At 49.8% G+C, this 22,525-nt stretch carries 20 protein-coding genes and 1 tRNA gene; 9 read left to right on the top strand and 12 right to left on the bottom strand.

Translation table 11 applies throughout. The annotated features are described in order from the left end of the window. Positions 1 to 90: 90 nt before the first annotated feature. From Pan54_RS13740 to Pan54_RS13755, 4 genes are all read left to right on the top strand, one after another. Positions 91 to 513, top strand: coding sequence for an ExbD/TolR family protein (locus tag Pan54_RS13740; protein ID WP_146504021.1), 423 nt, complete (start codon positions 91 to 93; stop codon positions 511 to 513). After that, positions 510 to 2,744, top strand: a complete 2,235-nt coding sequence (locus Pan54_RS13745; protein ID WP_146504022.1) for a prenyltransferase/squalene oxidase repeat-containing protein — start codon at positions 510 to 512, stop codon at positions 2,742 to 2,744. The genes Pan54_RS13740 and Pan54_RS13745 overlap by 4 nt, the downstream gene beginning before the upstream one ends. A gap of 248 nt (positions 2,745 to 2,992) precedes the next feature. Then, a complete protein-coding gene (locus tag Pan54_RS13750) occupies positions 2,993 to 5,428 on the top strand; it encodes an alpha/beta hydrolase family protein (protein WP_146504023.1) in 2,436 nt (811 codons plus the stop codon). 171 nt (positions 5,429 to 5,599) lie between these two features. Further along, positions 5,600 to 6,307, top strand: coding sequence for a hypothetical protein (locus Pan54_RS13755; protein WP_146504024.1), 708 nt, complete (start codon positions 5,600 to 5,602; stop codon positions 6,305 to 6,307). A gap of 15 nt (positions 6,308 to 6,322) precedes the next feature. On the opposite strand, the gene Pan54_RS13760 is transcribed toward Pan54_RS13755, so the two are convergent. From Pan54_RS13760 to Pan54_RS13770, 3 genes are all read right to left on the bottom strand, one after another. Continuing rightward, the gene (locus Pan54_RS13760) at positions 6,323 to 6,832 is read right to left on the bottom strand and encodes a hypothetical protein (RefSeq protein ID WP_146504025.1); all 510 of its coding nucleotides are present in this window, start codon (positions 6,830 to 6,832) and stop codon (positions 6,323 to 6,325) included. Positions 6,833 to 6,838: 6 nt separating this feature from the next. After that, entirely contained in the window at positions 6,839 to 7,219 is a 381-nt protein-coding gene (locus Pan54_RS13765; RefSeq protein WP_146504026.1) for a hypothetical protein, read from the bottom strand. A gap of 219 nt (positions 7,220 to 7,438) precedes the next feature. Continuing rightward, complete coding sequence (locus Pan54_RS13770; protein ID WP_242631323.1) at positions 7,439 to 8,017, bottom strand: RNA polymerase sigma factor; 579 nt, start codon at positions 8,015 to 8,017, stop codon at positions 7,439 to 7,441. A gap of 276 nt (positions 8,018 to 8,293) precedes the next feature. Between Pan54_RS13770 and Pan54_RS13775 the strand changes: the two genes are divergently transcribed. The 3 genes from Pan54_RS13775 to Pan54_RS13785 all read left to right on the top strand — a co-directional run bounded on the left by Pan54_RS13775 (position 8,294) and on the right by Pan54_RS13785 (position 12,412). Beyond that, entirely contained in the window at positions 8,294 to 9,496 is a 1,203-nt protein-coding gene (locus tag Pan54_RS13775) for a lactate racemase domain-containing protein (protein ID WP_165441776.1), read from the top strand. Positions 9,497 to 9,694: 198 nt separating this feature from the next. After that, positions 9,695 to 10,798 (top strand): substrate-binding domain-containing protein, encoded by a 1,104-nt coding sequence (locus tag Pan54_RS13780; RefSeq protein WP_242631324.1) that lies wholly within the window; start codon positions 9,695 to 9,697, stop codon positions 10,796 to 10,798. 114 nt (positions 10,799 to 10,912) lie between these two features. Next, positions 10,913 to 12,412 carry a sugar ABC transporter ATP-binding protein gene (locus Pan54_RS13785; RefSeq protein WP_146504029.1) on the top strand — a complete coding sequence of 500 codons (1,500 nt, stop codon included), beginning with the start codon at positions 10,913 to 10,915 and terminating at the stop codon, positions 12,410 to 12,412. Positions 12,413 to 12,887: 475 nt separating this feature from the next. On the opposite strand, the gene Pan54_RS13790 is transcribed toward Pan54_RS13785, so the two are convergent. The 7 genes from Pan54_RS13790 to Pan54_RS13820 form a co-directional block, all read right to left on the bottom strand. Continuing rightward, positions 12,888 to 13,691 (bottom strand): class I SAM-dependent methyltransferase, encoded by an 804-nt coding sequence (locus tag Pan54_RS13790; RefSeq protein WP_146504030.1) that lies wholly within the window; start codon positions 13,689 to 13,691, stop codon positions 12,888 to 12,890. Between the two features lie 76 nt (positions 13,692 to 13,767). Beyond that, positions 13,768 to 14,001 (bottom strand): hypothetical protein, encoded by a 234-nt coding sequence (locus Pan54_RS13795; RefSeq protein ID WP_146504031.1) that lies wholly within the window; start codon positions 13,999 to 14,001, stop codon positions 13,768 to 13,770. Positions 14,002 to 14,037: 36 nt separating this feature from the next. Then, entirely contained in the window at positions 14,038 to 14,505 is a 468-nt protein-coding gene (locus Pan54_RS13800; RefSeq protein WP_146504032.1) for a hypothetical protein, read from the bottom strand. A 573-nt stretch (positions 14,506 to 15,078) separates the two neighbouring features. After that, positions 15,079 to 15,510, bottom strand: coding sequence for a hypothetical protein (locus Pan54_RS13805; protein ID WP_146504033.1), 432 nt, complete (start codon positions 15,508 to 15,510; stop codon positions 15,079 to 15,081). 138 nt (positions 15,511 to 15,648) lie between these two features. Further along, positions 15,649 to 16,164 carry a hypothetical protein gene (locus Pan54_RS13810; protein WP_146504034.1) on the bottom strand — a complete coding sequence of 172 codons (516 nt, stop codon included), beginning with the start codon at positions 16,162 to 16,164 and terminating at the stop codon, positions 15,649 to 15,651. Between the two features lie 346 nt (positions 16,165 to 16,510). Beyond that, a complete protein-coding gene (locus Pan54_RS13815) occupies positions 16,511 to 16,888 on the bottom strand; it encodes a hypothetical protein (RefSeq protein ID WP_146504035.1) in 378 nt (125 codons plus the stop codon). A 431-nt stretch (positions 16,889 to 17,319) separates the two neighbouring features. After that, a tRNA-Asp gene (locus Pan54_RS13820) sits at positions 17,320 to 17,393 on the bottom strand. Between the two features lie 192 nt (positions 17,394 to 17,585). Between Pan54_RS13820 and Pan54_RS13825 the strand changes: the two genes are divergently transcribed. Beyond that, positions 17,586 to 19,106, top strand: a complete 1,521-nt coding sequence (locus tag Pan54_RS13825; protein WP_146504036.1) for a hypothetical protein — start codon at positions 17,586 to 17,588, stop codon at positions 19,104 to 19,106. A 52-nt stretch (positions 19,107 to 19,158) separates the two neighbouring features. Here the strand turns inward: Pan54_RS13825 and Pan54_RS13830 are convergent, their stop codons facing one another. After that, entirely contained in the window at positions 19,159 to 19,677 is a 519-nt protein-coding gene (locus Pan54_RS13830) for a phosphatidylglycerophosphatase A family protein (protein ID WP_146504037.1), read from the bottom strand. A gap of 235 nt (positions 19,678 to 19,912) precedes the next feature. Beyond that, positions 19,913 to 21,355, bottom strand: coding sequence for a sulfatase-like hydrolase/transferase (locus Pan54_RS13835; RefSeq protein WP_146504038.1), 1,443 nt, complete (start codon positions 21,353 to 21,355; stop codon positions 19,913 to 19,915). A 200-nt stretch (positions 21,356 to 21,555) separates the two neighbouring features. Here Pan54_RS13835 and Pan54_RS13840 point away from each other — a divergent pair, with 200 nt between their 5' ends. Continuing rightward, complete coding sequence (locus Pan54_RS13840; RefSeq protein WP_146504039.1) at positions 21,556 to 22,440, top strand: ThuA domain-containing protein; 885 nt, start codon at positions 21,556 to 21,558, stop codon at positions 22,438 to 22,440. The last annotated feature ends 85 nt before the right edge of the window (positions 22,441 to 22,525 follow it).

The following is a 22,525-nucleotide window of genomic DNA, read 5'->3' on the forward strand; positions in this document are numbered from 1 at the left end:
CGATCAAGCACATCCTGATGAAATTGATGTCGATGGTTAATCGCGTCAGGCAGTGCCTGACCTATAGCATTGTAATCGTGGAATATAAAGATGCCGTTGAAAACCGAAGAAGTAGAAGAGCCGGTTCTCAACCTCACTCCGATGATCGATATTGTATTGTTACTGATCATCTTCTTCATGGTGGGGACGAAGTTCTCGGATGCGGAACGTCAATTCGAAATTGAATTGCCAACAGTTTCCGATGCGCTTCCGCTCACCGAATTACCAGACGAAGTTGTCGTGAGCGTAGCCAAAACGGGAGAGATGTTTCTTGGTGATAAACTTGTCACAATTATCGAACTCGAAGATGAACTCAAACTTGCCAAAAAACGCTATGCCGATCAGGGTGTTGTCGTGCGCGGCGATGCAGCTGGAACTTATCAGAACGTGATGGACATACTGGCGATTTGCCATCGTGTCGGGATTACGAATCTCTCACTCGCTAATCGCGTGGCTGAGGAGGACAATTCGTGAACGTCTCATTTCAGCAATTTTACCTCTGGTTAGCTGACCATTTCCAGGTTCCTGCAAACATTGTTGAACAATGGGTGTGGGGGGGAATTGTCCTCGGGTTTATCTTCGCAACCGTCCATTTGATTACCATGCTGGTCACGCGCTGGGGCGATCATCATGCTTCCTCAAAATCGCTTCTGTTTTCATTACTGGTTCATTTGGGATCAGGTGTGGGCGTAATTGCTCTGGCTCCAGAACCTGTCCGTGAAAAAGTTGTTCGGGATCTGGAACCGATACGTATTCACGATGTCCAAATTGCAGGAGTGAGGCAAACTCGCACAGACGAGGCGGGCAATACACCGATCTGGGAATCGGTGCCTCTGACGGAAACAAATCCTCTCTCACGCATGGAGCGTGAGCAGTTTCGACCGACTCCTTCAAGTATCCCGGAACGCAATCTGGAAGAGCCGATTAATCTCAGTGCGGTGATGCCGGAACCGGATCAAATCAAGACCGCTCCTGTGGAGCAGCCGGAACTGGCGATGGCGACTCCCGCACCGCAGAATCGGGAAATTGCAGCAATTCCAGAAATTGAATCGCCGGAAATACCTGCACTTCCCGTCCCGAGTCCTAATGGAACCGATCCCGAAGTTCCCGAGCGCAGCCGTAGTCAACTTCCTCGCAGCATGACTCTTTCTGAAGATGTTCAACGGCCATCTCCCGGTGGTAGCGACAGTATCAGCCCTCAATTTAAAGATCAGGTTCAACTCCGTTCTCCGGATATTGAACGGGGTCCCCGGCCGGAACTTCCGAATAAGGGAATTGTTTCAGAGACTGTCGAACGTCGCAAAACTCCGGAGCAGGCGACTTCAGAAAATCTCATTACCGGAGAAATGTCTCCGAACGGGGATGGTTCTTCGCAACCAAGTCCCAGTGAAAATCGTGTTGTTACTCGTTCTCCTCGCGTGGGGAATGCACCCGCCAATGAAATGAATACGCCAACTCGCAACTCGGGTCCCGTACCAGATACGAAGTTTGAACCGTCATTGGCGATGTCAATTCCGATGAAACAGGGCAGCGACGAAATTCCGCGCATGACAGGCTTCCCGGCTCCGAATTTTGATGCTGTCCGTCGAGATCAATCCGCGGAAATCCCAGCGACATATCGTCTGCGAGATTTAGAACGCCGCAAAGATATTGCCAGAAAATATGGCGGCACCGATGCTTCTGAAGAAGCTGTCGAACGAGCCTTGACCTGGCTGGTTAGTACACAGGAACCAGCTGGTTTTTGGGATGGATCCAAACAGGGTTCCGGACAAATTGAAATTGATGAAGCGGGGATCGATCGTCAAAAAGCGGGCATCAACGCCGACACCGGCCTGACCGCGTTGACGATTCTCGCATTCCTGGGAGCCGGTTACACGCAGGAAGAAGGCAAGTATACGGGAGCAGTCACTAAGGCGATCAACTGGTTGATTGACCAGCAGCGTGAAGATGGCTACCTCGGAGGAAATGCGACTCGTTATGCTGGCATGTATTGTCATGGCATGGCGACATATGCTCTAGCCGAAGCTTACGGGATGAGAAGCGACCGGACGATCAACGATAAACTGAGTCAGGCGGTTCTCAAAGGCGTTCAGTTCACAGTCGGAATGCAAAACAAAGAGGATGGTGGCTGGCGATACCTGCCGGATTGGTCGGGCGATATGAGCATGTTCGGCTGGCACATGATGGCCCTGAAAAGTGCAGAAATCGCAGGAATCGATATCCCCGAAGAATCTCGAACATTGATGGTCAAATTCCTGACCGATCGCAGCTTGGGAAGCCGCAAAGGATTAGCCGCCTATCACCCGGAGTATGGTCCAGAGGTCACAGCGGCGATGACTGCCGAAGGACTTTTCTGCAAACAGATGATGGGCATTCGCCGCAGTAACCCGGCCAGTCAGGAAGCTGCTCAGTACTTACTGGCCAAGACGAATGCCCCCAAAGCCTCTACTCCCAACCTCTACTACTGGTATTACGGCACACTGGCGATGTATCAGTTTGGTGGCGAAGAGTGGAATCAATGGAACGGGCAGGTACGTGAATTGCTGATCGCCAAACAACGCAAGCAAGGCCCGTTGGCAGGTTCCTGGAACCCCGACGGCCCCTGGGGCGGCTACGGCGGCCGCATCTATTCAACAGCTCTGGCGACGCTCTCTTTGGAAGTCTATTACCGCTTTTTGCCATTGTATCGGATTAATGATCAGTAGAATTTCTTAACCCGAAGCGTCAGCGAGGGGAAATCGTGGGATGTCATTTGACCAGGAATACTCCACTATTCATTTTCTATTGATGACACAAACGCGTTGTAAATTAATGCTAAACTGAAATCTCATTCGGTCGCCGTCCCCTCGCTGACGAATCGGGTTAAGATACTTTCGTAAATTTGCTTCACAAACGCTGTCGACCTTGAGACTCTACCAGATATACTTTCGTGATACGATATGTGGACTGAAGAGTGACACAACACGAAATGTTTTCGGCAGACGACGAAAGACCACCGATGAACCGAGTTGCCGTTTTGATGCGAAGCCTTGTCTTGATCACTTTGCACTGCTCATTGATCGCAAATTTATGTCAGGCCGACGAGCCTTCCTGGACCGGACAACCTCTCGAATGGGAGGGGGATCTGGCTTCGCGGATGATTGATGGGATTGATCAGTTTCTACTTCGGAAGACGGAGGAGTCGATACTGGAAAGAAGTGTGTATTGGTTACATGACACGAATTCTGTCGAAGCCTACAATGAATCGCTTCAGGAAAACCGTGATCGGTTAAAGAAAATTCTCGGCCTGCGCGATGAGCGAATCCGACTTTCCGCTTCCGAATGGAAGGATAATTTTGAGCGATCGAATAAAATTGCGACTGGCGATGGCTATACGATTCATGCCGTAACCTGGCCTGTGCTTGCTGATCCCGATCCGAATCGGAAATCCACCGTTTCTGTGACCGCGGCTGGCTTATTGCTGGTTCCTAAATCTCGACCGATTGCCAATGTTATCGCGATTCCCGATGCCGACCAAACTCCAGAGCAACTGGCCGGGCTCGTGGAAGGGATTGATCGAGATTCGCAGTATGCTCGCCGACTTGCCGAGGCTGGCTGTAATGTTCTCGTACCCGTGTTGATCAACCGGGAACTCAAAGCTCGCAATGGTCGAGCCGTGATGACGAATCGGGAATTTGTGCATCGCTCGGCTTACGAACTCGGCCGCCATATCATCGGCTACGAACTGCAGAAGATTCTGGCGGGAGTCGATTACTTTGAAACAGTCAGTAACGAGCATCAACTCGAGTTGAAGACCGGCGTCATCGGCTATGGCGAAGGAGGCATGCTCGCATTATTTGCCGGGGCTCTGGATACTCGCATCGATTCCACCGCAGTCCTGGGATTTTTTGGGCCACGCGAACAGATGTGGTCTGAACCTGTTGATCGGAATGTGTTTGGATTTCTCAAAGGATATGGGGCTGCGGAAGTGGCAGCGATGGTGTTGCCACGTCAATTGATTATCAATGAGTCAACGCCACCAGACGTCCAGTTAAAAAGCGAAGGCGGTGGAGCTCCAGGTTCGATTCTCCCTCTGGAGACCACGTCGATCAAAATGGAAGTCGACCGTATAAGCGAACTCGTTGATAAGTTACCGGAAGCTTCAAAAAACCTGCTGCATTTTCCTCAACCAAAGATAAAGTCCACACTCGTTTCCGACAATGCACTAACTGAGTTACTGCTTCACCTTGATCCTTCATATCGAGTACGCAATGGCGCGAAATCGAACACTGATACTCTGCTGCCACCAGAGTCTCCAACAGTGCCGAATGGGGATTCACCGAAAGCGATTCGCAACCTTCCCAATCTGATCGCCCGCCAACAACAGCAACTCGAAGAGCTTGACCGACACAATCAACTCTTGTTGAGGGAGAGCCCGTTTGTGCGACAGGAGTTCATGAAGAAGCTGAATTCGTCTTCATTGGACACATTTCAGAAGAGCGTTGATAATTATCGAAGCCTCTTTCGGCAAGAGGTCATCGGCGAATTAGACGATAAACGCTTGCCGCTCAATCCCCGGACTCGTTTAACCTACGGTTCAGAATTGTGGACTGGCTATGAAGTCGTCCTCGATGTCTTTCCCGATGTCTTCGCGTACGGTGTCTTACTCGTTCCGAAAGACTTGAAAGATTACGAAAAGCGCCCCGTCGTTGTTTGTCAGCACGGTCTCGAAGGGCGTCCGACCGATACGTTTCTGGAGAATCATCGCGCCTATGCCAATTACGCAGCTGAGTTGGCCGACCAGGGGTTTGTCGTGTTTGCTCCGCAGAATCCCTACATTTTCAAAGATCGATTTCGCACTCTGCAACGCAAAGCGAATCCACTCGGGAAGACATTATTCTCTATCATTGTGCCGCAACATGAAGCGATCACCGAATGGCTGGCCTCGTTACCCTTCGTCGATGAAAAACGAATCGGCTTTTACGGTCTCTCCTATGGCGGGAAAAGTGCGATGCGAATCCCGGCTCTGGTCGACCGTTACTGCCTGTCAATCTGCTCGGCTGATTTCAACGAGTGGGTGCTGAAAAATGCGTCGACACGTCACAAAGAAAGTTATGTCTGGACAGGCGAGTATGAAATTTTCGAGTTTGACCTGGGCAGCACGTTCAACTATGCCGAGATGGCGACCCTGATCGCCCCCCGTCCGTTTATGGTCGAACGAGGCCATTTCGATGGAGTCGCAGCCGATGAATGGGTCGGGTACGAATTCGCAAAAGTCCGTCACCTCTATCAAGCCAAACTCGGCATCGGCGACCGCTGTGAACTCGAATGGTTCGTCGGCCCGCACAAAATCAATGGCCAAGGGACATTCGATTTTTTGCATAAGCATCTGGACTGGCCGGAGCGATAGCCTCTGGATCCTCAGGTAGTGTACGCTGTGCGTACACTACTTTCTGTGGCATCACTTTCAATTGCCGGGAACCAAGCTTGTGTCTCGCGAAAGCATATTGTTTAATACTGTTCTTTTGTTTTTAACTCGTGTGATCAAGTCGACGATCTATTTTTAAGCTAGTGGCATATCATGGCGATTTCACTCGAATGTGAAAACTGTGGGAAAAAGTATCGTTTTTTAGACGAAAAACGCGGTAAAAAAATGCGATGCAATGCCTGCAAGCATATCCAGGTAATTAAGAACTCTAAAAATATTCCTCCTGATGAGGAATGGGCACTCAACGATCTCGAATTGGATCAATTCGAAAGTGAGACTTTACCCTCCCCTAACCCCCGGACTTCTCCGCGAAAGAAGTCAAAAAAGTCGAAGAATACTACCTGGTCTACGAGTGACCTGATCGTGCGAGTTTTAGGAGCTGTCGTAATTCTGGCAGGCATCGTTAATGTGATGATCGTTAATCAGAGTACCAGAAGTGCACATGAGTCAGAGAGATTTACAGCGATGTCTTACTATGCGGGCTTCCCAATGATAATAGCTGCCCTCTTCGGAACCGTAATGATCGCTTATGGTGAACATCCCAACCGACTCGAACGAAAGACAAACCGGATAAGTGGGATAAAATTTCTTATCGCGGGTGTCATTACGACTCTGTTATCCATCGGATTGATGTATGGTGTCGTACAATCCGGGATAAAGCCCGGAGAGTACCCAATCCCATTTCTAAAAATTCTATTTTTACCCTTGTTAGCAGGTCTTGGCTTAACCCTAGGTGGTGCATTAGGAGCAATACTGGGACGGGATCCGCGTGAAATGTCGCTACCTCGACGCTACAGGTGAATTAACTCTAGATAATTATGGGCGCCCAATACTCAAAATCATTTTTCGCAAGAGACTATCATACTTCTCCAGATCCTTCTCGGATTCACACGTGCAAACAACTTTGAGTTTGTCGTTGCCGCTAGGAAGTGTTGCTCGATAGCCATAGGCCATGCCGCCGTTAACAAATCCCCGGTCTCCTTGGAATTTGGAGATACGGGAATTGCCGGCTTTGGTTTCGATCTTTTCGGGAGATTCTTCCTCGTAAGGTTCCATGATGCTCTGCATATCCGATTGCAGAAAATCGTGGACGGCTGCGATCGGTTCGAGTTCTTCGGGAACTTCTTCATCCTGAATCGTGCCTCCTGCAGAGGCGATATCGCCCATAGCCGAGGCTTTGAGGTTGGTTCGAATCGAAACCGAAATATCGTCGCCGGTAATGCGAATCCACTCGGCTACACCACCTTGCCCGCCATCTGTTTCGAATTTCCATTCGGAAGGGTATTCGACACCAATGTTCCCCTGTTTGGATTTGCCCTGGGTCATCGGGAGCTACACCTGCTGAACTTCCTGAGGCCCAGACGGTTTGAATTCCATTTGCGACACCGCAAATATCACACCACCCCAGAATGCGATAAACAGAAAGATTGCACCAATCATGACCGGTTTGGATGCCCCTCCAGCAGTAACCACTTCCAACTCTTCCGTGGTAGGTTCATTGCGAATGGAATCTTTCCCGCGAACCTTTGGAGGAGGAGCTTTGAGTTTCTCAGGCTTACTGCGGCTCTTACTGGACTTACTGCTGGAAGACTCTTCTAACTCCGCGACGAATTTTCCACCACATTTTTTGCACTTCAGTTTCTTGCCTTCTTTTGAACGATCCGACATCGAATAAGAGGCACCACAATCGGGACAGTACGCTTTGAACGCCATGACCACTGCCTTTTCAGAATTGTTCTTTAGATTGGAATGAGCGATCCACGTCGGAGCGGGATGCCTGTTTTTATGATGCAAGCAGGTAGGGAGTGAATACTGTAACTGATTGCATCAGGATTTATCCATATGTGCTCTTAGCATAGCAAACGATCGTGAAAATCGTCCAGCAATTATGTGAAATTCTTCAGCATTATTCGCGGAATCGTCGCTGAAATTTCAACTGACTGCCGAAGTATCCGTGGCTGATTTAATCCCGAGCGGACGGAGTTTCTCCTGCAGTTTTTCGCGAGCGAGTCGTAATCGACTTTTGGTGGTCGCGGCATTGGCATCCATAATCTCAGCAACTTCCGCCAGATTGAGCCCCACATAATGATGCAGCACAAATGTCTGTCGCTGTTCTTCAGGAATCTCTTCGAGCATCTGGTCGACGATTTCGCAAAACTCCTGATCGTTCAGCTTCTCTTCAGGAGTGGCAAACTCACCAGCGATACGCGAGAGCCCCGTATCGTTTTCCTCATTGCGGGTTTGGTAAGCTCGAATTAAGGCGTCGTGAGAACGCTTACGAACATTATCGATCAGCAGATTTCGAGCGACTCGGTACATCCAGGGTTTGAAGCGTCCGACCGGCAAATAATCCCACGCCTGATTGTAAACTCGCAGCAAGGTTTCCTGAGACAAATCTTCAGCCAGTTGCCAGTCACGCGTATTTCGCACAAAATAGCCAATGAGCGGTCGCTGATGCAGCGCAACCAGTTCGTTAAAAGCCGTATTGTCTCCGGTCTGAATACGAATCATCAGATTGTCGTTTTCATCATGCATGATTGAAAATGGCTCTGATTCAGAGCTCTGCCAATGCGATCGTTAAAGACTGGACGATAACGCCGCTCAATTGAATAAGCGGCTTCCTGCGAATTGCATTACGTGCAGTGTCGCAAAAATCGATTATAATTGCGATTCCACACAGCATCGACCGGCAAAAACTTACCGAACATCAGTATTTAAACTGCTACTAGAGACTGAAATACAGGCTGAATTTAAATATTCTGATCAACAAAACCTCAAGGACAAATTTTGGCACACTATCAATTTACTTACGGCAACGATCGAAAATTTTCGTTCGAACTCAACGAATCTCTCGTCCGCTGGGCTCAAACGGGGCCTGCCACCAATTCCGATATCACCGCAGCGATCCAGGCGACGTTGAGTGATCCGCTCGACTATCCCCCAGTTCACGAAGCCGTTGTCCCTGGCGATCGTGTCGCGATTGTCGTCGATCCGGAAACGCCTTCCTGGCCGGAAATTGTGAGTGTCATTGGCAGTCAGCTGGAGAAGCGGGGAGTTGAACCAAGTTCATTACGAATTTCGCTCAATGCAGAAGTGGAATCAAACAATCAAGCGGGTGTTTCGAAGGTTCCCTATGCCATCGTCCCTCATGAACAGGTGATGGAAGGCCGTGCGGTCTATCTGGCCTCAACTGCTGAGGGAGAGCGAATTTATCTTCCCGAGGAAATTGGAGAAGCCGATTACATCATCTCCATTGGCCGATTCGGTTTCGATGATCACTGGGGCTATCGGGGCACGCACTCCACTGTATTCCCAGCTTTCGCGACCGAGGATGAAAAGGCGAAGTATCTCGGGAAAGGTCACCAGGAACTCTCTCCGGAAGATTCCCGTGGCGTCCGGCAAATCATCGATGAAATTGGTTGGCTACTCGGACTTCAGTACTGTGTGCAGGTGATTCCCTCGGGATCAGGCGAACTTTCACAAGTCCTTTCCGGGGCTTGCGATTCCGTCTATCAGAAATCGGTTTCACTGCTCAATGACGCCTGGCGTTCGACCATTCCGACTCGGGCTGAAACCGTCATCGTCTCGATTCCTCATGCCAATGAAGTCGATGCCTGGGCCGCAACTGCACGGGCTTGTCGAGTTGCCGAAAAGCTAACGACTGACGATGGTCGCGTCATTATCATGACCGATCTGCAGAAATTTCCGGAAGACCTGCATCGACAATTCGAAGCCTCCTCCGATGCCGGTCAGGTGTTGCGAGCACTCAACCGCAGTCCCTATCCTCAAGCACGAGCGGTGGCTGCGCTGGCAAGCCTGGCGAATCGGTTTAAGGTCTATCTGCGTAGTAATCTCGAACAGGATGTCGTCGAGAGTCTGTTTTGCATCCCCTTGGCCGATGAAGAAGAACTCCGAAATGCTCTGCAGGGCGGCGAATCCTATGCTCTGCTCCAGGGCGGGCAATTTGCTTATGTCGATTCTGCAAACTAACAAATACTTTTCTCGCTTTTGAGGGGAAATGTGAAGGGTCATTTGGTACATTGCATCAATAACAACTGATGTTCATTCCAGATTTACAAGCACGAAGCGCAAGCGAGTGTGTAATGATACTGACTATCTAACTCACTCGCTTGCGCTTCGTGCTTATATTAAATGATACTCTTCATTGACCCATTCAAGGGACCACTCATGATTCCACGATTCGCTCGATTTTCCTTTCGTCCTTATGTAGTTGTGACAGCTCTCACGCTTGCGATGCTGTCCAGCTGCACAAAGCCCGAAAATTCTGGTGGGAAAAGTACTGTCGGCAAGGATGACAAAGTTTCACTGGCTTTCATTACCAATGTCGTCGCCTCCTTCTGGGAAGTGGCTGAGAAAGGAGCCGAGGCTGCCGGGAAGGATTTCAATGCGGATGTCAAAATTTTCATGCCGACCGACTATGCTGCCGAGCAAAAGCGAATCGTGGAAGATCTGCTGATTCGGGGGATTGATGGCATTGCTATTACCGTCATCGACCAGGAAGGTCAAATGGACATGCTCAACAGCGCAGCCGAGCAGACGAATCTTGTCACCCATGATTCCGATGCTCCCGAGACAAATCGCCTCTGTTACATTGGTATCGATAATTACGACGCTGGCCTTGCCTGTGGCGAACTCGTTAAACAGGCCATTCCCGAAGGCGGCGAGATCATGCTGTATGTTGGCAATCTCGATCAGATCAATGCTCGTCTGCGACGTCAGGGAGTGATCGATGCGGTTCTCGGACGCGAGCCCGATTCGAGCCGATACGATAACCCCGGCGAAGTCGTCAAGAACGACAAATACACCATCCTCGATACCCGCACCGATGGAGCCGATTTCGCCAAAGCAAAAGCCGATGCTTCCGACACCATCTCCAAATATCCCAACCTCGCCTGCATGGTTGGCCTGTTCGCCTACAATCCCCCACTCTGTCTGCAAGCAGTCAAAGACGCTGAAAAACTCGATCAAATCAAAATCGTCGGATTCGATGAAGAAGGCGGTACGCTGCAAGGAATTATCGATGGAGAAATCTTCGGCACCGTCGTGCAAAACCCGTACATGTACGGGTACGACTCCATCCGCATTCTCGCTGGACTGGCTCGTGGTGAAGATCTGAAAACACTCATGAAGGCGACAGAAGGCGTGCTGGTTGAGGAAGATGAGACCATCCTCTTCCCAGCTCGAATCATCAAGAAAACACCGAATCCGGAAGCTAAAAATGAATTCGAAGTCGAAACCTTCTGGGCGAGATTGAAAGAGTTAACTGAGTAATTAATCTTTCGTGCCACGGCTGTGTCAGCCGTGCGAATTCGACTTGCGAAAGGTGGCTGGGGTCGAAGCGCAGCGAAGCCCCCAGATTTTTGACATTCGCCATCATATATCATCATGAATTCATCAACTCCACCACGTCTCGAAGTTCGCGGCATCACCAAACAGTTCCCCGGTGTGATCGCCTTGCAGGATGTCGATCTGCATGTCGCCCCTGGTGAAGTGCTGGCAGTGGTCGGCGAGAATGGAGCTGGCAAAAGTACGTTGATGAAAATTCTGGCCGGCGTGCAAACAGCCGATGCCGGTCAAATGCTGATCGAGGGAACTGCCACCGAATTCCAATCTGTGGATGATGCCCTCGATGCCGGGATCGCGTTGATTCATCAGGAGTTGAATCTCTCCGACAATCTCGATGCCGCCGCCAATATCTTTCTGGGACGCGAACCGAACGTCCTCGGCTGGATTCGTCGCTCTCAAATGGAACAGGAAGCTCGCCACTTTCTCTCTCAGGTCGGCTTGGAGATTTCTCCACGAACTCTCGTTCGAGATCTGGCGATCGGTCAACAGCAGTTGATTGAGATTGCCAAAGCTCTTTCCATCAATGCCAAAGTGCTCATCATGGATGAGCCGACCTCCTCGCTTTCACAGCGAGAAACCGAAACGCTGATGCAGGTGATCGATCAACTCCGCGAACAGGGCGTCAGTATTCTTTACATTTCTCATCGACTGGCGGAAATCCAACGAATCGCAGATCGGGTTACTGTATTACGTGATGGTCAGAATGCAGGCGAATTGCAGAAAGCAGAAATCACGCATGCTGCGATGGTCAGCCGCATGGTTGGCCGGGATGTTTCTAGATTCTATCAGCGATCCTCCCACCAACCGGGCGATGTCGTTCTCAAAGTGCAAGACTTTTCTACAACCGCATGGCCCACTCATCGGAATACGGTGACGGTTCGTAAAGGCGAAATAGTCGGACTGGCTGGTCTTGTGGGAGCAGGCCGCAGCGAATTTTTAAGAGCCGTCTTCGGAGTCGATCGACCGCTGACAGGGTCATTAGAAATTGACGGAGAATCGATTCCTCTGCAAAATGTCCGCTCTGGAATTGCAGCCGGGTTGGCACTCGTGCCGGAAGATCGCAAGCAGCAGGGCTTGATTCTCGAAATGTCGATCCGCGAAAACGCTTCGCTGGCAAGTCTGTCTGCGCATGCGAAGCATGGCTGCTTTGTAGATGCCGCTTACGAACGCGACGTTTGCGAGGAATTCCAAAAATCCCTCGGCATCCGCATGGCTGGTCCGACTCAACTGGTTGGCCTGCTCTCAGGCGGCAATCAGCAGAAAGTTGTGCTGGCTAAGTGGCTCGCTCTCAAGCCGAAAGTCTTACTGCTCGACGAACCAACTCGCGGCATCGACATCGGCGCCAAAGAAGAAATCTATCATCTGATCGATCAACTTGCCAAAGCTGGTGTCGCCATTCTATTCGCCAGCAGCGAAATGGAAGAAATCATCGGCATCTCCGACCGCGTCCTAGTCATGCGCGAGGGGGAGATCAAGGGAGAGCTGACCAGAGAGCAACTGAGCGAACAGGCGGTCATGGCGCTGGCGACGCAGGACTGAATATAGTTTTTCCAAATCAAAAACGGGTGCCATGCTTCGGGGTATAAGGTCACTCAATCCGTTATGGAATTAGCGAATCCTGGAATCCTTTATAAAGGAGAACAATCTGGGTGGACGAAGTCCATAAGAGGTCTCAAGAGAAGTGGCACCATCCATGCGATTCTGCGAACGGCTGTGCCGCCTGAAAGAAAATCATCCAGGGCCAACTGGGAGGATTTGTAGAATCTTGCCTGTATGTGTCCAGATCTGACGAGCCGACATGACTTACCCTGATGGGAGACAACCACCTCCAGTGCCTTGCCGAACAATCTGAAGTGGCAAATCGATCGGAGCGACCACAACCCTTAAAAAATATTCCTCGATTCCAGTAATCATGGAGGTTCCCGCAGCCAACGCTGAGCAACATTTTGTTGCAGACCAGTGCAGTTTTAAGCCGTCGTATGCATCTGGCTTGTTGGACGTCCTTGCTTGATGCTTATCGTCTCATCACGGCTCGAAGCATCCGGACCATCGGTTTGGCAAGGGGGATACGTCTAAGAATTCCTTTCAGCTTGAGAAAATGCTGATAATCGGAGTCCAGATCTGCCGCCCCTTGTGCAGCCTCGGCAAGCTGACTCGCGTGGTGACGTATCTCTAACAACGAGGGAATTGGAGACGAAAGTTTTAGATCGCCAACGCGTGTGACGAGCATGCTGCGTTGATTGATGGGATTGACTTCTATAGTCTCGACCTCAAGCCCCTCCTGATTGGGGTACCACTCGGACCAAGCAAGATGTTCCCCCCAAGGCTCAGCCGCTTCATCCTTTGGATCCTTCCAGTCATCCCAGTAGATCACAACACCCGGCCTTAGCAACGGCCGCACGAAATTCAAAAGTTCGATTGTTGAGCGGTGTATGTCAACATCCACATTGATGAAGACAACATCATGGATCGTTTGTCTCAATTCGTCCGTAAGGCTATCCGAGAAGAAGCCGTCTATGAGACGGAACTGTCCGTCGCCAGGCTCAATCCCCAAACCGGAGAGTTTGCCAAGTAGCTCGGTCTTCGGAGCCGCGAATTCCCCGGGGCCATGTCGTTGAGGTGCCCAGACTTCACTTGACTCAACAGGCAAGCCCTGCCATGAATCAAAGCCTATGAGGGTGGACCCGGAGTACTTCTCAAGAATTTGCTGTGCTTGATAGCAGTATGTCCCCCCCTTGAATACACCGAATTCCAAACAGGTCCCTCCCTGAGGGAAGACATAATGTGCAAGATGGAAAGCTCTATGGAATAGGCTCATATGGAGCAGGCTCCTTCTGTAATGTTCTGGTCATACTGTGGTCAAACGCCGCAGGTGAACGGAATTTGTTTTTATGTCATTCCTGATAAAGATCGTAGCAGTTTTCCGCTCCCCCCGCATTCTTCGTTGGACCTGCGAGAAAGTGCCCCGCCTCTGGAACCGTAATCGGGGTCACCCGACCAATCAAACGCTCGATAAGCTCACACGCGACGTTCGATAGGTCAGGTCGCAACACGGGTGAGCCAGATAGCTTTTCTTTCTGGGGTGGACGAAGTCCATAAGAGGTCTCAAGAGAAGTGGCACCATCCATACGATTCTGCGAACGGCTGCGCCGCCTGAAAGAAAATCATTCAGGGCCAATTGGGAGGCTTTCAGGAATCAACGGTGATGATCCCAAATCTGTGATCCTTCCAGATTCAGAATCGACCTGAAAGTACTGGTAAGCAGGAGTCGAAGAAATCGTAGAACCAAAAAGCACTGCGACGATCGGTCCTTGCGGAGTTGCCCCACGAACACGCACCCATCGAATGATTCTTTCCGGGTATGCCTCAGCGAAATGCTGGCGGACGGACTTGATGTAACCCGGTTGCCGTTTTTGATAGTACCAGGCAGCAGCAACGATGAGACCGAGAACGGCAAACACCATCATTGGGATGTCCCCTGCAATCAGGAATACATACAGCCGATCACTCCAGGTCATATCTGTGGCAGAGAACGCAGCAGTTACTCCTGCAATTAACGAGCCTCCAAAAAGGAGAATTCCCCAAAGGGGAATCAGACGATTTCGGGATGGTGTTTGCTCAGCATGTTCCACAAAAAGCACTCCTGGCTAACAGGGATTCAACCGCGGTAGTGCAATAAGTCTACCACATTGCTGCGGCAAATTTGAATCAATAAATTCTGAAAGTGAACAATGCCAAGACAACAGGTGACCCAATTTGATTTGCTGACTGGATACACAATATCCAGAAACAGTCTTTAGAGAGAAAGGATACTCCAAAGATTTATACTTACGACTGCACCACCCCTTAAAGAGAAACATTCAGAGCCAACCACAAGACTGAAACCCGCAACCACCGGATCGACAGTCTGAACGTCAAATTCCTCAACCAATTCACCCACAAGAGGATACGTCAAGAGAACCAACCGGGTTGCGCTACGTTCCTCATGACCATTCTCGGGTCCCCCCGGAAATCCAGGAAGAAATCTTTGAAATCATTCACAACAATCCAGATTTACAGGAGATTGTCATTAACTGGGAATATATTTCTATTTCTGCTCAAAGGGCCTTGATGGCAGTAGTTAATGAACTCAGTTAACGTCGGCCGAAACCGGACGGCTACGAAATATTTTCCTCTTCAAAGCCGCCCAACTTCGCCGCTCCGGTTCACGGCATTGTTCTGTCACGCGTCGAGGGAGTGCGTTCGATTCGGATAAAATACGGACCGCCGAACGCACCATCTTCGTGCGTATGAATGAGGGTCCATTCGTATGTTTCGGGGAACACGGCGAATTCTAGTTGGTTGTAGGCGGATAGATCAATGATTCGACCAGTATACCTGTGCGCGGTGCATGGCCCGCCGTTCTCCGAGATCGGAAATGCGGTGATTCGTGACGATAGAAAGAGCAAAATCAGTTGGTCATCAGTAGTCTTCAGCCATTTGTCGATCGCTTTCAGTCCTTGAGTTTCGTGGAGATCGTCAGATTCCACCGCGAATACCGACGTCCATCGTTTTGTGATGGCAAACGATTCTTTCCGTGGGAGCTCCGTCAGCGTCACGCCATGGTCCACGAGATAGCGATGGAAGTCGTCAAGCAATTTGATGGCGAATCCTCCGGTCATACTTCAGTGACAGAACGCCCCGCATCACGGGGTGGCGGGAGTTGACGTTGATTTCAAAAAACGGCTGGCCACCGCCACTCCCGTGCATGCGATGGTTCTGCCGTTTCCGAGGCGTCAGATTGCCTCAGAGCCAGTATACGGTATCCACACGTGCGCGTCATCGAACTCTACGAAGTATTTGGATGCGGGAAGTTGTTTTAGAAGCGATTTGCTTGCGACGATTCCGCCAAATGAACCGTCAAGAATCTTTGACGCCCAATCTGTGTTGAGTTCATCAACGTCGAGTAAAAAGTCGACGTCCCAGCCAACCATCGCGAGCTGATAGCCCGGTGCGCCGCGTAGACATTCATAGAGAAACACACCCAGGCGAGTCAGTTGTGCGTTGGAAAGAGGAATCCGTTCGTCGGTTTCGTCAAGTGCGACGCCGCAACCAACGTTTGCAGGCACAATCAACACTTGGAACCGCGTCGGATCGTTGTATGGGTATCCGGAAATAAGCGGGGCGTGAATCGTGATTGTGTATTCGTCGATCTGTACCGGGCCAATACGGGATTCGAGCCACCGGCGGCAGCAATCCGCTGCGCCTTTGTCGCCCGCGAAGCCAGCTACTAGTTCAAATGCAATTGCCATCTGGCTTCGACTTTAAGGCAGAACTATTGCAATCACCCGGTCGCGACAAGAGATTGTCCATTGTCACCCCCCCCGATGTCGCGACTCGGGTGCATTGCCTGGTTCTGCCATTCGGCCAATCATCCAGAGGAACCAGCGGTTGCGGTTAGTGTCTCAAACAGCGATTCGATCCGATCGAACTTCGATAGCAATTGCTTCTCAAGACTGTCCATCTCCCCTTGAAATTTGCGTACTTCTTTCACGACGCTTCCCTTGTCAACAGAGACACGTTGAGTCACGGCCTGCCCAAGAATCTGCTTCTTGACGACAATGCTGTCGGGAACGTTCAGGATTAATTGATCGTTCTCTACGCGTACACTTTCAAAGATTGCGATATCGCCCCGCGAAGTTTTGCCGTTTCACTTGCGGCCGTCGCGGTTGACAATCGAATGTCTTCCGTGTTCTTCTGCAACCTAGCAATCTCTTCAATGAGACTGGGAATGCGATCAGTATTTGACTTGCTTCCGACAAGTTCCTCTCTCACGGACGTAAGCGTGGTCTTTTGCTCTACACGATCGTTTTCGTCACCAACACTCTTGATGATACTGAGTACGAGGGCAACAGCCGCCACAACCACAATGCCCTTGCCTGCCATCGTGAGCTTTCCATCTTTGCGAGGATCACCTGCTATTCCATATGTGACGCCCGCCAGTGCAACGACAGCGAGTAAAATGTCAACCCACATACGATTCCTACAATCTTTGGCAGAACAGGTATTCGACCGCCGAAGTACGGTAATGTTTTACCGCATTTATTCGGTTGAGTATGGATAAATAAACTTAATTATGAAAGAATGTCTAGCTAGTTTGCCAGAGAACGCTGACGATCCAATGATACGATACCGCATCGGAGTACGTGCGATGCCGCAACCTTCACAAAACCAGCAAGTGCACACTTCTGATTTGAACCCATCAATACCAATTGTACCTCAACCTAAATTTCTCGAACAGGTTGCCAATGCTTGTCGCTTCAGGCAGTTTGCGTATCGTGTGGAGTCATTCACCGTGCCCTTATCCAACGATTCATCCCGTGGATCCAATAAAAAAAGCCTCTGGAAAAATCCAGAGGCTTTTCAAATTTCGCAGGTCAGGAAGAAGGAACTTCACTGACCTTAAGCGACCCCGACGGGACTCGAACCCGCAACCACCGGATCGACAGTCCGGTACTCTAACCAATTGAGCTACAGGGCCAAATTGTTTGTGTGGGAGCATCTTAGCTAATCCACACAGGTAGTCAATTACTTCGGATATTTTTCGTTTCGACTTGATCAAATTTCCTGCATACGGCACAGTAACAGGAAGCATCATCAGATCGAAAATGATTCTAAGTGTTTGGCTGGATTCAGGATAGGTCTATGCACCCTATTTAGGAATGAGAAGCGAATGTTTTTGATACGACAGATTTTTTTGCCGTCAGGTTCGCGAAAATCGCTTCATTTCTGGATTTGTACTTCCGGGATTCTGTGCGGATTGCTTAATCTGGGATGTGATTCTGCTCCGTCCTCCCCTGCTCCTCCCGCTGAAGAAGTTGTCATTCCTGAGTCGATTGAAGTGGAAATTCTCGCGGGACGTCCCAGGATCAATCAGAGTGATGCTCTTCGGCTGAGGCCAGTCGAGCCGGAGATGGCTTCAGATTCACTTCCTCAGGCGAATATGCAGGCTGATCCTGGTCCGAAATTCAGTGAAGCCGAGTTGAATGAGCTGGGGATTGAAATCTTCTCGTCGACTCAGTTTGAGTTGCGAAGTGATGCGGTGCAGCCATCGAATGAGGGTGAGTTCAAACGGCTGCCCGGCTACGTCGATCAGCTGATTGCCTGGGTTCAGGAGAAACGGGAAGTTCAGAATGCAACCAAAGTGCGGGGATCGATCATGGAGGACCCTGCACTGTTCCTGCAGGCCGGGTTGGCTCCTGAGGAATTGAAAGATATTCGACATGGTTTGTATCGAGGTCAGGAATTCTGGATGCGGGAGCAGGAGACGGATTATTTCCGTCGGCACTTGATGTTTCACGAAGTGGTCCATTGTCTGCTTGATGTACATGGATACGCAATTCCTGTTTGGTTTCATGAAGGAATGGCCGAGCGGATCGCGGTTCATCAGAATGATGAAAAGGGGAACGTTTTATTTGCACAGGTGCCGGGGGATGTGCAGGTCGATGGTGGTTTTGGGCGGATGCAATTGATTCGGGAGGAAATTGCAGCAGGTCGTTTCAGGACTCTGAATGCAGTGCGTGAGATTGAGCCTCGGGAGTTTTATTCGGGAGATACCTCTTATGCATGGTCTTGGGCAATGTGTTATTTCCTGGCGGAACATCCTCAGACGAAAGTTCAGTTTGCGTTATTATCTGATGCGAAATCGGCTCAGCAGTTTCAGCAGATGACCGAAGAAATGCTGAGTCAGCAAACCGATCGACTCAAAGCCGACTGGCTGGTCTTCACTTCTCAACTGGAACCGAATTTTAATTTTCAAAAAATGCTGATCGACTGGTCGGCTCGATCTCAGCTGACGTCTGCTGATGTCTCCTTCAGTTTGGAGGCCGATCATAACTGGCAGAATTCTGGCTATCAGGTGACGGCTGGAAAAACATACCAGGTCACAACTGAGGGACAATACATTGTCGACAACGATCCCAAAGATTGGATCTGCGAGCCTCAGGGGGTTTCCGTGGAATATGTCGACGGGTTTCCTCTCGGAATGGTTCAGGCAGTCATTTACAACATGGAAACGCCGGATGCCCAAAAGGATAGAGTCTTTTTGAAGCCGATTCGGATTGGTCGTGAGAAAACCCTGATCGCTGCAAAATCAGGAATGCTATTCTTCCGGATTAACGATCACGCGAACAGCTGGGAGAACAATCGGGGAGAGATTGCGATTCAAATACAAGCACGAAGCGCAAGCGAGTGAGCCTTTCCAAATATGAACACACTCGCTTGCGCTTCGTGCTTGTCAGTGTTGATCAACTTACGACGTAACCGCTGGCAATAATCATGAGGATGATCTTCAGGACAATCATCGAATGCACAGCAGCAATCGTATCGTCGATCATGATGCCGACGCCGCCTGCGAGTTTTTCGAAGCGTTTGATCGGCCAGGGTTTGAGGATGTCGAAAAAGCGGAAGATGATGAAGCCGAGGATTGCCGTCGTAATTGTAAATGGCGAGAGAATATAAAGGATGGGAAAAGCCGCGATTTCGTCAAAGACGACCCACGGCGGATCTTTGCGTTCGAAGTGCTTGGCTCCTGAACTGCAAATTGGCACTCCTACAGCAAAGAGCAGAATTGTCACTGGGATTAACCAGAGGCCAATCACACCCAGACTGCTTAAGCCCCAGACGAGTGGCAAGCCGAGAATTGTGCCGAATGTTCCTGGAGCAAATGGAGAGAGGCCGGTTCCTAAGCCGACCGCCAGCCAGACCCGACCATCACGAATGGAACGGTGACGGACGGATTGATCGGCAATAATTGGTTCAGTCATTCCTGAAACGATTTCTACGTGCTATAACAAAATGCTTGTCTGTCACAATCTGTGAATCAATTGAGCATTTTAGCATGGATCCAGAGAATGAGAACACCGGTTGGAGTGTGTACAAACAGTTAATATTCAGACTTTTATTGCTTCAAAAGACATAACGGTTTACTGATGAACGTTTAGCCGAAATTACTAACTTAAGCCGTCCCCTCGCTGACGCTTCGGGTTAAGATGACAGGACTTAGTCGAAGTATTTTTCGACAATCCACTTGGGCTGATGGACATCGGGTTTGCGTGGATGGCCTGTAAGGTCTTTGGTTTTGGGTTGAGGATTTTTGACGGTTAACGTCTGCTCATCTCCGACTTCTGTCTGCCAGGTTTTCATCAGTTCGAGCATTTTTGATTTTTGCATGGCGTATTCTGGAATCTCCGCCAGATTATGCATTTCGTGAGGATCGTTTTTCAGATCGAACAGCTGCTGAAAATTGATCTGTGGATAAACGCAAAGCTTCCAGCGTTCATCACGGACGGACCGTTGAGTGTTCTGATAGGGCAGAAAGATAGAATCGCGTACCGATTTCTGTTCGCCCTTGAAAATTCCTGAAAGACTTTTTCCTTCTACTCGTTCTGGAGCTTCCACTTCAAGTTGACCACATAGCGTGGGATAGATGTCGAGGAGATAGGTAAAAGCCTCACTCGATTTCCCCTGAGGAATTCCGGGGCCGACAAAGATGAGAGGGGCTTTCATGCTGTGTTCAAAGACGTTTTGCTTTCCAAGTAAACCATGACTACCCATGCCGAGGCCGTGGTCGGCTGCGTAAACGATGATGGTGTTCTCACGTTGTCCAATTTCATCGAGAGCTTTCAAAATGCGACCGATTTGCTTATCCATGTGAGTGATTAAGCCATAGTATTCACAAAGTTGATCGCTGATGACCGATTTCTCTCGCGGCCAGGCAGCCAGCATTTCATCGCGGATGACCAGATTGCCATTGTTGAAGTCGAGCTGTGGTTGGAAGTTTTCCGGGAGAGGCGGGCGATTGTTGTAGTACATTTCACGATACTTCTCAGTCGGATTCCGAGGATCGTGAGGAGATGTGAATGCGACATACGCAAAGAATGGCTGCTCGCCTCTCTGAGTTTTCAAAAATGAAACCGCTGCGTCGGCAAATTGTTCACTCGAAAAACCATCTTTGGCGATCCCGCGGGAAATCAGCTGGCCATCCTGAATATCTGAGAGTGGAACCCGAGTGTGGTCGGACATGCCTCCCATGAAAACATTCTGGCCGTGCTCGAAACTTCTTAGAATCGACTTCCCGCCGTTGTGCCATTTGCCAGTCGCAAAGGTTTCATACCCCTGCTCCCGCAAAAGTTCGCCGAGTGTGACTTCGCCATCCATATTGTTATTGGAGTGCATCCACATGCGGCCCGTATGCAACATCGCCCGGCTCGGCATACAGACGGCTCCACTGTTGGAGCCAAAGCAGTAGTTGTTGCGGAAACTGAATCCCTGTTCGACGAGGCTGTCGATGTTGGGAGTCTGAATATGCTGATTTCCCCAGGCGCCAATGGTGTCTGTTCGTTGGTCGTCAGCAAATAGAAAAAGGATGTTTGGCTTGTCAGCAGCCTGAGCGATATTGGCTATGCCAAAAAATAGTCCGATCATCATATACAAGTATCGCATTAAGGCTCCGTTTCAATCTATCTGGATTTTGGCGTTTGTCTTTTCGATTTCATCATGAGAAAGACTGCCGAGCGAGTCAACACAACAGGATCACTTCATATGAGTTGCACTCTTGAGTCCTTCTGGGAATGATAGGGAGTCTGAAAGTCAGTCACTATTCAAACCAAATATCAAAATCATTGTTGAACAAAGGATTTTACATGCGATCAATTCCTCTTCTGATACTCCTGCTTACGGCCTGTCTGAATTTGACAACTTCAAATCGTGTGATTGCAGACGATACTAAAACGAAAGCCCCAACCAAACTGAAAGGTCTCTTGATCACTGGAGGGTGCTGTCACGATTACGAAAATCAGAAACGAATCATTACCGAAGGTTTAAGCCAACGATTAAGTATCAGCTGGGATATTGTCCACGAAGGAGGTTCGGGGAAAGATCACAAGGTTTCTGTCTACGAAAAGGAAGGCTGGGCCAAGGATTACGAAATCATTGTCCACAACGAATGTTTTGGTGGTGTGACAGATGATGAATTTGTGAAATCGGTTGCGGCTGCTCACTATGGCGGAACACCAGGCGTCTTCATTCACTGTGCATTACACAGTTACCGCAACTCAACTAAAGGGGCGGACTCCTGGCGAGAAGCAATCGGACTGACTTCCGTTCGTCACGACAGAGCCAAACTTTCCCTCGATGTCGTGAATCAGGCTCCTGATAATCCGATCATGAAAGCGTTTCCAGAGAAATGGGAAACACCGAACGGTGAGCTCTATCAGATCGATAAAATCTGGGAGAACTGCACGCCACTGGCCACTGCTTACAGTGCGGAGAATGAACGTGACATGGTGGTGATCTGGTCGAATCAATTCGGTGGCACAAAAATGTTCGGTACTTCACTGGGACATCATAACGAGACCATGAACACCGACGTCTGGCTGGATGTTGTTTCCCGAGGCGTCCTCTGGGCAACCAATCACCTGCAGGAAAACGGTAAACCGGAAAAAGGTTATGAAGGCACGGGCGTTAAGCCGATCGTGATCGGGCCTATCGAAGCAAAACCAGATCCTAAGTTTGAAAAGAAGAATTGAGTGGGTTCACAATCAGCGTTCTTCTCAATCTCGAAGTCCCCTCTCCCTCCGGGAGAGGGTTAGGGCGAGGGGCAATCGATGTTGA

Source organism: Rubinisphaera italica (assembly GCF_007859715.1).
In the GTDB taxonomy this organism is placed as follows: domain Bacteria; phylum Planctomycetota; class Planctomycetia; order Planctomycetales; family Planctomycetaceae; genus Rubinisphaera; species Rubinisphaera italica.